This is a genomic window from Pseudomonas serbica (assembly GCF_028823535.1).
GTDB classification, from domain to species: Bacteria; Pseudomonadota; Gammaproteobacteria; order Pseudomonadales; family Pseudomonadaceae; genus Aquipseudomonas; species Aquipseudomonas serbica.
The window spans coordinates 1-13,088 of sequence record NZ_JAQIYM010000020.1 but is presented as its reverse complement, the minus strand read 5'-3'; the positions used below and the strand labels follow the sequence as shown (position 1 = coordinate 13,088).

Genomic DNA, 13,088 nt, shown 5'->3' with positions numbered 1-13,088 from the left:
CGATTACAGCCTTGAATGGCGGGCGAGACAAATCATCCATCGCACTTGGATTGATACTATTTTGCACTCGGCCTTAGGGGTGTAGACGCAAGGAAGGGCTTTCAGCACTGGGATTCGTACAGGTCGTTGAGGTGAAATGCAGCACCTGAGGGAATCCCGGGTGTCAGCCCAGGTTCTGCTCGGTCAGCCGCTGCACCACCAACCGCCGGTAATGCGACGGAGTCATGCCCTTCAGCTGCTGAAAACGCCGGTTGAAGTTGGAAATATTGTTGAAGCCCGATTCGAAGCAGACCTCGGTCACCGGTTTGTCGCCGTCGGCCAGCAGCTCACAGGATTTGCTGATGCGCAGGCGATTGACGAACTCGATGAAGCAGCGCCCGGTGGCCTGCTTGAACACGCGGCTGAAGTAGGTCGGTTTCATGCCCAGGTGCCCGGCGACTTCCTCCAGCGGCAACTCGCGGGCGTAGTGGGCAAAGATGTAGTCCACCGCGCGGTTGGTGCGGTCGATGCTGTGCTCGTCGGCCAGTTGTGGCGTGGTCGCGCCGGACAGCAACTGGTAATCGTCGCAAGCCCCCAGCAACTCAAGCAGGATGAAAAAATGCCCAAGGCGGGTCACGCCCTGGGTGTCGGCGATGCGCTGCATCAGCTCCATTGCCTTGCCGATGGTGTGCTTGCAGCGAAACTCGATGCCGTACTGCGCGCGCTCGAGCAGCGGTGCCAGGGTCTTGAGCTCGGCAAACACCTGATAGCCGCTGTCGAACAATTCGTCCGTGAAGTTGACCAGCATGTCGCGCTTGGGCACCACTTCATCCTCCGCCACCTGGCTGATCCAGTTGTGGGGCAAGTTAGGGCCGGTCAGGAACAGGGTTTGCGGATGGAAGTTGCCGATATAGTCGCCAATGAACACCTTGCCCGAACTGGCGACGATCAAGTGCAGCTCGTACTCCTTGTGAAAATGCCAGCGCACCAGGGGGCAGGGGAATCCGTGCTGGCGATAGATGATGGACAACCCGTCATGGTCGTCCATCAGTTCATAGGAAGGATCGGTAACGCGGGTAGCTCGGCTCATGTCGGGACGCTTTTATTGTTATCGCAGGTCGATCATGCCTCTTTCGCGAGCGAATATGCCAGTTGCTGCGCTTGTCGATTGTCTTGTCAGCTATCTGCCCCGTGGCGATGCTTGGCTTCGATCCATTGCGCCATGTATCGGGTACTTTTGTGTTGATGATGGCGCAGCATGCTGCCGGTAAAGTTGTCTCTCCTGATGGCAACCAGGTGTCGGCGGCACTCCTCGAGCCGAGCTATCAGTGCCGGACCATGGTCATGTGGCTGATAGCGGCTCGCCAGCAGGTCCAGCCCCCGGGCCTGGGCATCGAGCCACTGGGCCTTGTCCTGGTAAAGCTGCACGGCACAGTCGGCAAAGGACCTGGCTGTGCGGGTGATCGCCCCTGGCCATGGCTCGTCTGCGTGCATGGCTTCTGCACCGACGGGCGTGGTGACGTTCGGCGTGCCACAGAGCATGGCATCGACAATCTTGCCTTTGATGCCCGCGCCAAAGCGCAACGGTGCCATGCACACCCGTGCCGCCGACATCACTTGCAAGGCGTCCTCAGCCCAGTTCATTACATGAAAACCCTGTGCCGCGTTGTGCAGCGCGGTGGCCTTGGGCGGTGTGTAGGCGCCGTAGATGTGCAGTTGAGCCGCAGGTAGCTGCTGGCGAATCATTGGCCAGATAGTGGTTTTGAGCCAGAGCACTGCATCCCAGTTGGGGGCATGGCGAAAATTGCCGATGTGCAGAAAGTGCGCCCGGTCTTCGAACGGCACAGGCGCATGGGTGGGCAAGTCCACCATCAGCGGGCACCAATGCAGGAGGCTGCGCGGTAGCTTGAAGTGTTCGACCAGTAACTCGATCTCCACCTCGGAAATCATCAGGTTCAAGTCGCAACGATAGATCGCGGCGATTTCCCGCTGGGCCAGGTCGGTCTCGGCCATGAACTCGAACTCCTCGCGCAACGCTGGCGCGAACAGATCGTTGAAGTCATTGTTGTCGTCACTGGCCTTCAAGCGCTTCTTCAGTCGCTGATGCCGCGCGTCGCGCAGGCTCTGCAGGTCGGAGGTCTCGAGTACCCGCAGTGCATCGGGGCAGTGTTGTTCCACTCGCCAACCGAACTGTTCTTCCATCATGAAGCGATCGAACAGCACGATATCCGGGGCCAATTCGCTGATGAACCGGTCGAAACTGCTGTTGTTCAGCTCGATCGGTACTTCACGGATGCCCATTGCCGTCAGGTCGGCTTTATGCTCGCCGCTGCGGGCCGGACTGCTGAAGGTGACGTGCCAGCCTTGCTGCAGGAAACTTTCGAGGATTTGCATCATATGCCCGCCGGCCGCCGAAGAGCGGGGCTCGGGCCAGACGTAACCAATGACCAGGACGTTGGTTGCGCGGGGCTGACTCATGAACGGGGATTCCTTGCAACGGGCACAAAGCTTGAGGAGATAAAGGGAGCCGGCAATCAAGTCCGGCCGAGGTCAGGTATTTTGGAGGATGTCTTTGACCTTGTCGCGCAACTGATCGATGGAGAACGGTTTGCCGATCACTTGCATCCCTTCGGGCACTTCGATGCTTTCGGCATACCCACTGGCGAACAGGATAGGCAGAGTGGGGCGCACGTTGCGCGCTTCTTTGGCCAGCTCGCGGCCGTCCATGACCGGCAGGCCGACATCGGTCATCATCAGGTCAATGTGCTGGTTCGAGTCCTTGATAATTTCCAGCGCCTGTTCGCTGCCATCGGCCTCAAGGACTTTGAACTCCAGCTCCTCCAACACGTCGACAATCAACATGCGCACGATGGCATCGTCTTCGACGACAAGGATAGTGGGAGCGTTGGCGTTCATGATGGCGGTCTCAGAAGGGTGGATGGGCTTTTCGGCCGATCGAAATCGCCGGCTCTATTGCATGAGTAAGTGTCGCGTCCCGACAAGTTCCCGATACGCTATAAAAAGAATGCGGCACGCGTGAGTGCGAAGGATAACCGCTGCGTTGGCGCGACTGCAGATGAATGTGCACTTTGCGGCAAAAGTCGGAAGAAAATTCGATCATTACGTCAGTTTTGGGGCAAACTCCTTGGTTTTCATCCGTTCAACAAGGCTTAACTATGACCTCTGAGTCTTCGGTTGACGAGCAGCGATTTCGTAAGCTCCTGAGCCGCAACATCAGCCTGCCGCTTGGCGTCGGCGCCATCAGTGCGGTTTTCTTCGTGTCGCTGATCACTTATCTGCTGTCGACGATCCAGTGGGTCGAGCACACCGACCGAGTGATCAATAACGCCAATGAGGCGGTCAAGCTGACGGTCGACCTGGAAACCGGCATGCGCGGTTTCCTGCTCACCAGCGATGAAAAGTTTCTCGAACCCTATGAAACGGCCAAGCCGCGCATCGAGGTCGTGCTCAGGACCTTGCTTGAGCTGACTGCCGACAACCCGGTCCAGACTGACCGCTTGCACAGGCTGGAGTCCTTGCAGCGGGAGTGGGGCAGTTACGCGCAATCCATGATCGAACTGCAGCGCGTCAACGGTGACTACCGCGGGGCGGTCAAGGCCGGCAAAGGCAAGCGCCTGACCGATGAGATCCGCAAGCAGTACGAAGACGTGATCGACATGGAGCAACAGCTGCGCGCTACGCGCAACGAGGAAGTGCGCCGCACCACGATCTGGAGTATCACGCTTTATCTGCTGTTCATTGCCGGGATCAGCGCATTGCTGGCGTACATCGGTCGCCGCGACTTGCTCAACCTGTCGCAAAGCTATGCAGCGACCCTGGCGGCGCAACAGGCCAGTGCCCTGCGGCTGGAACAACAGGCCTGGCTGCGCAACGGTCAGACCCAGCTGGCCGAGCAAGTGCTGGGCCAGCTGTCGCTGAACTTGCTGGGGCGAAACATCCTGCAATTCTGCGCGCAGTACCTGGGCAGTGCCGTGGCGGCCATTTATGTGCGCGAAGAACACGGTGGCCTGCGCCGCGTGGCGTCCTATGGTTTGTCCCGGGAACAGCAGGCGCGAGAGCAGCAGATCTACAGCGACGAAGGGATTGTCGGCCAGGTGGCGCAACAGGGCCGGCTGATTCGTCTGGACGCTGTGCCAAGCGACTATTTCAAGGTCAGTTCCGGCCTTGGCGAAGGATTGCCGCACAGTGTGCTGGTGGTGCCGACCAGCGACGACGACCGCATCAACGGCGTCATCGAACTGGGCTTCCTGCGCCCGCTGACCGACCGTGACATCGACCTGCTGGAGCTCATCGCCGGCAATATCGGTACTTCCATCGAGGCCGCGCGTTATCGCCAGCGCCTGCAGGAGGTATTGGCCGAGACCCAGCAACTCAACGAAGAGCTGCAGGTCCAGCAGGAAGAGCTCAAGACTGCCAACGAAGAACTGGAAGAGCAGTCGCGGATTCTCAAGGAATCCCAGGCGCATCTGGAGACCCAGCAGGTCGAGCTGGAACAGACCAACGAACAACTTGCCGAACAGGCGCAGGTGCTGGCCGAACAACGTGACGCCATGGACCTGAAGAATACCGAGCTCAATCAAGCCCAGGCCCAGCTCGAAGAGCGCGCCGTAGAACTGCAGCGTTCGAGCAAGTACAAGTCCGAATTCCTCGCCAACATGTCCCACGAACTGCGCACGCCGTTGAACAGTTCGCTGATCCTGGCCAAGCTGTTGGCGGAAAACCAGCAGGAAAACCTGAGTGCCGAGCAGGTCAAGTTCGCCGAATCGATCTACTCGGCCGGCAATGATTTGCTCAATCTGATCAACGACATTCTCGACATTTCCAAGGTCGAAGCCGGCAAACTCGAAATACGTCCGGAAAACACCAGCGTTGCGCGCCTGGTGGATGGCTTGCGGGGGATGTTCCAGCCCCTGGCGGCGGACAAGCAACTGGATTTTCAGGTCGAGTTGCAGGACGGTGCGCCATCGATGATGTATACCGACCGCCAGCGCGTGGAGCAGATCATCAAGAATCTGCTCTCCAACGCCGTGAAGTTCACCGAGCAAGGCCGTGTCAGCCTGACCGTGACTTCGGCGCCGGATCACGGCATTGCCTTTATCGTCAGCGATTCGGGGATCGGCATTGCCGAGGATCAACAGGAAAGCATTTTCGAAGCCTTTCGCCAGGCCGATGGCACCACCAATCGTCGTTACGGCGGGACGGGCCTGGGCCTGTCGATTTCCCGCGACCTGGCCGCGCTGCTCGGCGGCTCGATCAACGTCGCCAGCACGCCGGGGCAGGGCAGTGCGTTCAGCCTTATCCTGCCGCTGCAATACGCCGAGCCAGGCATGGATCCCGTCGAGCCGTTGCGCGGCTTACCGGCCCTTGCACCCAACCGGATTGCGCCTGTCGTGACAGCGCCTGAGTTGGTCCAGGAGATCGCGCGTTTCGCCGATGACCGTCTCAAGGCACCCTTCGATGCGCGCTGTATCCTGGTGGTGGAGGACGAGCCGAACTTTGCGCACATCCTCTATGACCTCGCCCATGAACTGGGTTACCAGTGCCTGGTGGCCCACGGCGCCGACGAAGGCTACGACCTGGCCAGGCAATTCGTGCCGGACGCCATCCTGCTGGACATGCGCCTGCCGGATCACTCCGGGCTGACCGTGCTGCAACGCCTGAAGGAACATGCCGAAACCCGGCATATTCCGGTGCATGTGATTTCGGTTGAAGACCGGGTCGAAGCGGCGATGCACATGGGGGCCATCGGTTATGCGGTCAAGCCGACCACCCGCGAAGAACTCAAGGAAGTGTTCGCGCGCCTGGAAGCCAAGCTGACCCAGAAGGTCAAGCGCGTGTTGCTGGTCGAAGACGATGATCTGCAACGCGACAGTATTTCCTTGCTGATCGGCGATGAAGACATCGAAATCACCGCCGTCGGCCTGGCGCAGGATGCCCTGGCCCTGCTGCGCACCACCGTGTTCGATTGCATGATCATCGACCTCAAGCTGCCGGACATGCTCGGCAATGACCTGCTCAAGCGCATGTCCACCGAGGACATCTGCTCGTTCCCGCCGGTCATTGTCTATACCGGGCGCAACCTGACCCGGGACGAAGAGGCGGAACTGCGCAAGTATTCGCGCTCGATCATCATCAAGGGCGCGCGTTCACCCGAGCGCCTGCTGGACGAGGTGACACTTTTTCTGCACAAAGTCGAATCGCGGTTGTCCCATGACCGGCAGAAGATGCTCAAGACCGCCCGCAGCCGTGACAAGGTATTCGAGGGGCGCAAGGTATTGCTGGTGGACGACGATGTGCGCAACATCTTTGCCCTCACCAGCGCACTGGAGCAAAAGGGCGCCGTCGTGGTCATCGGCCGCAATGGTCGTGAAGCGATCGAGCGATTGAATGAATTTGAAGACATCGATCTGGTGTTGATGGACGTGATGATGCCGGAGATGGATGGCTTTGAAGCCACTACCTTGATCCGCAAGGAGCCGCGCTGGCGCAAGTTGCCGATCATCGCGGTGACGGCCAAGGCCATGAAGGACGATCAGGAGCGCTGCCTGCAGGCCGGCGCCAACGATTACCTGGCCAAGCCCATCGACCTGGACCGCCTGTTCTCGCTGATTCGCGTGTGGTTACCGAAGATGGAACGCATTTAAGTGGAGCGCAATTTTTCAGGGGAGCTAAGCAGCGAAATCGAATTGCGCTTGTTGATCGAGGCGATCTACCTCAAGTACAGCTACGATTTTCGCGATTACTCCGGCGCATCGATCAAGCGTCGGGTGGCGCACGCTTTGAGCCAGTTCGAGTGCAACACCATCTCGGCGTTGCAGGAAAAGGTCCTGCACGACCCGACGGCGTTCATGCAACTGCTGCAATTGCTGACGATCCCGGTCAGTGAAATGTTTCGCGACCCTTCGCATTTCCTGGCGATCCGCCGGGAGGTGGTGCCGCTGCTCAAGACCTACCCGTCGATCAAGATCTGGATCGCCGGGTGCAGCACCGGTGAAGAAGTCTATTCGATGGCCATCCTGCTGCGCGAAGAGGGCTTGCTCGAGCGCACCATCATCTACGCCACCGACATCAATCCACGCTCGCTGGAAAAGGCCAAGCAGGGGATTTTCTCCATGGAGAATGTCCGCGCCTACACTTCCAACTACCAGCAGGCGGGGGGCAAGTGCTCCTTCGCCGACTACTACACTGCGGCGTATGGCTACGCGATATTCGATAAGTCGTTGTGCGAAAACGTCACCTTCGCCGACCACAGCCTGGCAACGGACAGTGTATTTTCAGAAACTCAGTTAATTTCATGTCGTAATGTATTGATTTACTTCAATAAAAAACTGCAGGATCGCGCTTTCGGGTTGTTTCATGAGTCGCTATGCCACCGTGGCTTCCTGGCGCTGGGCAGCAAAGAAACCCCGGATTTTTCGGCCTTCGGCAACCAGTTCGAGCCGCTGGTCAAACAAGAACGGATTTATCGCAAAACATGAACAGCGAAACGGGTGTCGCTACCATAGAAGCCATTGTGATCGGTGCCTCGGCCGGCGGGGTAGAGGCGCTGTTCAACATCCTCGGTCCGCTGCGCGAGGGTTTCGTGCTGCCGATCATCGTGGTCCTGCACCTGCCGGACGAGCGCCGCAGCCAGCTGGCGGAAGTCTTCGCCCGGCGCGTGGCGCTGCCGGTCCTCGAAGCGCTGGACAAGACCCCGGTCGAACCCGGAACCCTGTATTTCGCCGCTCCCGGGTATCACTTGTCGGTCGAACAGGACCGCAGTTTTTCCCTGAGCCAGGAAGACCGTGTACACCATTCGCGGCCAGCCATCGACTACCTGTTCGAATCGGCTGCCGATGCCTACGGCCCGACCCTGGCCGCCGTGTTGCTGACCGGCGCCAATCAGGATGGCGCGCGGGGTTTGTCCCAGGTCAAGCAGCGTGGCGGGCTGACCATCGTCCAGGACCCGGACGACGCCCAGGTCGCGACCATGCCCCAGGCGGCGCTGGATACGCTGCAACCCGATCACATACTCCCCATACACGGCATCGGCCGTTTGCTTGTCGAGCTGGAAAGAATCGCATGCTAAGAAATATTCAGGCCAAATTGCTGATCGTCGATGATCTGCCGGAGAATCTGCTGGCACTTGAAGCGCTGATCTCCCGTGAAGACCGTCTGGTCTACAAGGCACTGTCTGCCGATGAAGCCTTGTCGCTGCTGTTGCAACACGAGTTCGCCATGGCCATCCTCGATGTGCAGATGCCAGGCATGAATGGCTTCGAGCTGGCCGAGTTGATGCGCGGTACGGAAAAGACCAAGAACATTCCGATCGTGTTCGTCAGCGCTGCCGGTCGTGAGCTGAACTATGCATTCAAGGGCTATGAAAGCGGCGCCGTGGATTTCCTCCACAAGCCCCTGGATATCCAGGCGGTCAAGAGCAAGGTCAATGTCTTTGTCGACCTCTACCGCCAGAGCAAGGCCATGAAGCAACAGGTCGAAGCGCTGGAGCAGAGCCGCCGCGAGCAGGAAGCGCTGCTCAAGCAGTTGCAGAGTACACAGCGGGAACTGGAGCAGGCGGTGCGCATGCGCGATGACTTCATGTCAATCGTTGCCCATGAAGTTCGCACGCCGCTCAATGGCCTGATTCTCGAGACCCAGTTGCGCAAGATGCACCTGGCCCGGGACAACGCCGCGGCGTTTACCCTGGACAAGATGCACGCCATGGTCGATCGCGACGAACGGCAGATCAAGAGTCTGATCCGCCTGATCGAAGACATGCTCGATGTCTCGCGCATTCGCACCGGCAAATTGTCGATTCGCCCCACACACTTTGATCTGGCAGCGCTGGTTCGCGGTTTGCTGCAGAATTTTGCCCCGCAGATCGAGGCCGCAGAAGCGTCGGTCAGCCTGGAGGCCGAGCAACCGGTGCTGGGCGATTGGGATGAATTTCGCATTGAACAGGTCATTTCCAACCTGCTGACCAACGCCTTGCGTTATGGCGCCAAGAGTCCGATCACCGTGAAGGTGTACAGTGAGAACCGTGAGGCCCGGGTGGAAGTCCGTGATCACGGAATAGGCATCAGTGAAGAGAACCAGCAAAGGATTTTCCAGCAATTCGAGCGCGTCTCGGCCAACCATGTCGTTGCCGGACTGGGACTGGGGTTATTTATTTCCGAACAGATAGTCACCGCCCATGGCGGTACCATCACCGTCGAAAGCCGGATTGGCGAAGGCGCCCTGTTTCGCGTTTGTCTGCCGCTGTAGGAAAACAGCCAGATAAACGCAACCTCTGATCGACCCCACGGTCGTATCAGCAGCTATTGACCGAACAAAGGCTTCCCATGAGTGAAGATGCACAAGATGTAGTCCTCGTCGTCGAGGACGATCCCTCTATCCTGATGGTGCTCTCGGCCTACCTGTCGGGGGAGGGCTATCGGGTCCTGCAGGCCGAGAACGGCGAGCAGGCCTTCGAGATCCTCGCCAGCAAGCCGCACCTGGACATGATGATCACCGACTTCCGCCTGCCGGGCGGAATCTCCGGCGTGCAGATCGCCGAGCCCGCGGTGAAGCTGCGACCTGAACTCAAGGTGATTTTTATCAGCGGCTACCCGCAGGAAATCCGAGAGACGGATAGCCCTATTACCCGTACGGCGCCGATTCTGGCCAAGCCATTCGATCTGGATGTGTTACAGGAAATGATGCAGGACATGCTCTCCTGACCACCCTGCAGGAGCTGCCTAAGGCTGCGAAAAAGCAAGATCAAAAGATCGCAGCCCTCGGCCAGCGCCTACACAAAGGTGGTGGTGGGCAGCGGGGTCAGGCGCGAATCATCTCCTGCACCTTGGCCGTCAACAGGTCGAAGGTGAAGGGCTTGGTGATCATCTGCATGCCCGGATCGAGAAAGCCGCCGCGCACCGCCGCGTGCTCGGCATAGCCGGTGATGAACAGCACCCTCAGGTCCGGCCGCAGCTGCCGGCCGATTTCTGCCAGTTGCCGACCGTTCATCCCGGGAAGACCGACGTCGCTGATCAGCAGGTCGATGCGCTGGGTCGAGTCGAGGATCGGCATCGCCGTGTCGGCATCACAAGCCTCGACAAAGGCATAGCCCAGATCACCCAGTACGTTGCTGACCAACAGCCGTACCGCCGGATCGTCCTCGACGATCAACACGGTCTCGCCGTTTTGCGCGTAGGGGGCATGTTCGACGTCGATTGGATTGTCCTGGGGCAGGTCACCGCCAAAACGCGGCAGATACAGGTTCACCGTGGTGCCTTCGCCGACTTCGCTCTGAATGGCGACATGGCCGCCCGACTGTTTGCTGAAGCCGTAGATCATCGATAAGCCCAGGCCAGTGCCCTGGCCGATGGGTTTAGTGGTAAAGAACGGGTCAAAGGCTCGGTTGATTGTGCTCTGCTGCATGCCGCAACCATTGTCGGTGACGCTCAATACCACGTAGTCGCCGGGCTTGAGGTTGCCGTGGGGTTTGGTGAACTCGGCGTCCAGGTGCCGGTTGGAGGTCTGCACCAACAGTTTTCCGCCATCGGGCATGGCGTCGCGGGCATTGATCACCAGGTTGAGCAGGGCGCTCTCCAGTTGATTGGGGTCGGCTTCGGCGACCCACAGCTGCTCATCCAACTGCATGTCCAAGTGAATGCTTTCGTTGATGCTGCGCTGCAAGAGCTCGCCCATGGACACCACCAGGGTATTCATCTGCACGGGCTTGGAGTCGAGCGACTGGCGCCGGGAAAACGCCAGCAGCCGGTGGGTCAGGCTTGCCGCACGATTGGCCGAGGTCACGCCAAGGTCGATCAGGCTGTCCAGATCCTCTGTACGCCCCCGGGCGAGGCGTCGGCGCAACAATTCCAGGCTGCCGATGATGCCGGTCAGCATGTTGTTGAAGTCGTGGGCGATGCCGCCGGTAAGTTGGCCGACCGCTTCCATTTTTTGCGACTGGCGCAGGACTTCTTCGTTGTGGCGCAGTTGTGCGGTGCGCTCTTCAACCTGCTGCTCCAAAGTCTCGAGGGTGTTTTGCAGGCGCAGTTCACTTTGGCTCAAATCCACCAGCCGGTCCCTGGCTTCATACTGTCGTCGGCGACCGCGCAGGGCGGCGCCGACCAGGCTGATCAAGGTTTCCGGGTGGAAGGGGCGTTCGAGGAACGTGACATTGCCCAAGAGGGGGCCAAAGCGTGACGCCGGATTCTGTTCCGGGCCACCATGGTGGGTCAGCAAGACGATCGGCAGATCGGACCATGCCGGCTGTTGTTCGATCAGCCCGAGCAGCGGTTCCAGATCGCTGCGCAGCAAGGCTTCCGAAGACATGAGCAACAAGCCGGCGCCTTTCTCCAGCTCCTGGCAAAGTCCCGGCAGGTCGGCACTGACGACACCGCCGAACCCCGCTTCATTGAGCAGCATCAAGGCTATCTGGCTGTCACGTCCCAGGGGCGCAAGAATGATCGCACGCTCGGACGTCGCTTCATTGACAATCACGGGCTTTCATCCCCGAGCAGGGGATTGCTCGCGCCCAGGTAGGTCGGGACACCGCGCAATACACCCTGGAAGGTTTCCAGCGGCTCGCCGATGGTCATGCCGGTGGCGCTGATCTTGTATTCACGGATGGTCGATTCATGGCTACCGGTGCGTTTCTTGATGATTGAAATGGCCCGCCGTACCTTGCCCAGGGCTTCGAAATAGCGCAATAGAATGACCGTGTCGGCCAGGTAGGTGATGTCCACCGGAGCCTGCATGTCACCGACCAGTCCGTGCTGGGCAACCGTCATGAAGGTTGCCGCCCCTTTGCGATTGAGGTACAGCAGCAGCTCGTGCATGTGCAGCACCAGGGCGTTTTCTTCCGGCATTGCCGCTTGATAGCCGTTGATACTGTCGATTACCACGGTCTTGATGTCGCTGTCGTCGACGCAGCGCCGAACCCGATGGGAAAATTCTCCGGGGGAGAGTTCGGCGGCATCCACTTGCTCGATCAGCAAATTGCCGCTGTCCTGCAAGACTTTCAAGTCGATGCCGATGTTCTTCATGCGTGCGAACAGCAGGCCAAGCTCTTCATCGAAGATGAACAGGGCCGCTTTCTCGCCTCGGGACACGGCAGCGGCGGCGAAAATCATCGAGATCAGCGACTTGCCCGTGCCGGCCGGGCCGAGGATGAGGGTGCTCGAGCCTGTCTCGATACCACCGCCGAGCAGCGCATCCATTTCACGAATGCCGCTGGTCAGCTGTTGCCTGAGGTAATCCCCACGATGCTCGGCGGCTACCAGACGGGGGAACACGTGTACGCCGTCGCCCATGATGGTGAAATCATGATAACCGCCGCGGTATTTCTGCCCACGGTATTTCACCACGCGAACACGTCGGCGCTCGGCGCCATAGTTGGGTGTCAGTTCCTCAAGGCGAATCACCCCGTGGGCCACGCTGTGCACGGTCTTGTCCAGGGATTCGGTGGTCAGGTCATCGAGCAGCAGCACCGTGGCCTCGTAGCGTACGAAGTAGTGCTTGATGGCGAGGATCTGCCGCCGGTAACGCAGCGAGCTTTGCGCCAGCAGACGAATCTCGGAGAGGCTGTCGAGCACCACGCGGGTAGGCCGGACGCGCTCGACCACTTCAAAAATCTGTTTGGTGGCCTCACCCAGTTCCAGGTCCGAGGAATACAGCAGCGATTGCTGGTGCTCGGCAGTCAGGAGGCTTTCGGGGGGCGTCAGTTCGAATATATGGACGTTATCGTCCAGCTCCCAACCATGGGAGCGCGCACCCTGGCGCAATTCGCGTTCGGTTTCGGACAGGGTGATGTACAACGAGCGCTCACCGGCTTGGGCACCGGCCAACAAAAAGTGCAAGGCGACCGTGGTTTTGCCGGTACCGGGTTCACCCTCAAGCAAAAACACATGGCCGCGGGACAGGCCGCCATCGAGGATGTCATCAAGACCATCGATCCCTGTGGCGGCTTTTACGCTGATCAACTCGTTGGATGTAGACAAAAAATGCCCTCTCATGACTAGGGGAAGCGAGGCAGCACGTAAAGCATAGCGGGCTACCTGTTCACTTGACCTTTGGCCGCATTGAGCGTTCAACTTTTTGTATGGAGATGGCGTTGGGTGTAC

Annotated in this window: 9 protein-coding genes and 2 pseudogenes; 6 read left to right on the top strand and 5 right to left on the bottom strand. The window is 59.3% G+C overall.

Features of this window, described 5'->3' with window-relative positions; genetic code table 11:
- Positions 1 to 163: 163 nt before the first annotated feature.
- The 3 genes from NQL71_RS26640 to NQL71_RS26630 form a co-directional block, all read right to left on the bottom strand.
- Complete coding sequence (locus NQL71_RS26640; protein ID WP_248687061.1) at positions 164 to 1,069, bottom strand: AraC family transcriptional regulator; 906 nt, start codon at positions 1,067 to 1,069, stop codon at positions 164 to 166.
- Between the two features lie 86 nt (positions 1,070 to 1,155).
- Complete coding sequence (locus NQL71_RS26635; protein WP_166619490.1) at positions 1,156 to 2,457, bottom strand: glycosyltransferase; 1,302 nt, start codon at positions 2,455 to 2,457, stop codon at positions 1,156 to 1,158.
- A gap of 72 nt (positions 2,458 to 2,529) precedes the next feature.
- Positions 2,530 to 2,895 (bottom strand): response regulator, encoded by a 366-nt coding sequence (locus NQL71_RS26630; protein WP_046819984.1) that lies wholly within the window; start codon positions 2,893 to 2,895, stop codon positions 2,530 to 2,532.
- A 260-nt stretch (positions 2,896 to 3,155) separates the two neighbouring features.
- On the opposite strand from NQL71_RS26630, the pseudogene NQL71_RS36885 reads away from it, so the two are divergent.
- The 6 genes and pseudogenes from NQL71_RS36885 to NQL71_RS26605 all read left to right on the top strand — a co-directional run.
- Positions 3,156 to 5,352 (top strand): annotated as a pseudogene (locus tag NQL71_RS36885) (CHASE3 domain-containing protein); the annotation flags it as partial.
- Between the two features lie 65 nt (positions 5,353 to 5,417).
- Positions 5,418 to 6,644: pseudogene (locus tag NQL71_RS36880) on the top strand (response regulator); the annotation flags it as partial.
- Positions 6,645 to 7,478 (top strand): CheR family methyltransferase, encoded by an 834-nt coding sequence (locus NQL71_RS26620; RefSeq protein ID WP_248687057.1) that lies wholly within the window; start codon positions 6,645 to 6,647, stop codon positions 7,476 to 7,478.
- Positions 7,475 to 8,068: a chemotaxis protein CheB gene (locus tag NQL71_RS26615; RefSeq protein WP_046819981.1), complete on the top strand. Its 594-nt coding sequence runs from the start codon at positions 7,475 to 7,477 to the stop codon at positions 8,066 to 8,068. The genes NQL71_RS26620 and NQL71_RS26615 overlap by 4 nt, the downstream gene beginning before the upstream one ends.
- Positions 8,062 to 9,243: a hybrid sensor histidine kinase/response regulator gene (locus NQL71_RS26610; RefSeq protein ID WP_046819980.1), complete on the top strand. Its 1,182-nt coding sequence runs from the start codon at positions 8,062 to 8,064 to the stop codon at positions 9,241 to 9,243. The genes NQL71_RS26615 and NQL71_RS26610 overlap by 7 nt, the downstream gene beginning before the upstream one ends.
- Before the next feature lie 77 nt (positions 9,244 to 9,320).
- Positions 9,321 to 9,698 (top strand): response regulator, encoded by a 378-nt coding sequence (locus NQL71_RS26605; RefSeq protein WP_046819979.1) that lies wholly within the window; start codon positions 9,321 to 9,323, stop codon positions 9,696 to 9,698.
- A 97-nt stretch (positions 9,699 to 9,795) separates the two neighbouring features.
- On the opposite strand, the gene NQL71_RS26600 is transcribed toward NQL71_RS26605, so the two are convergent.
- Together NQL71_RS26600 and NQL71_RS26595 are read right to left on the bottom strand one after the other, a co-directional pair.
- Complete coding sequence (locus tag NQL71_RS26600) at positions 9,796 to 11,466, bottom strand: ATP-binding protein (protein WP_274643619.1); 1,671 nt, start codon at positions 11,464 to 11,466, stop codon at positions 9,796 to 9,798.
- A complete protein-coding gene (locus NQL71_RS26595) occupies positions 11,463 to 12,965 on the bottom strand; it encodes an ATPase domain-containing protein (protein WP_248687055.1) in 1,503 nt (500 codons plus the stop codon). Before NQL71_RS26595 ends, NQL71_RS26600 begins: the two co-directional genes overlap by 4 nt.
- Positions 12,966 to 13,088: the final 123 nt, after the last annotated feature.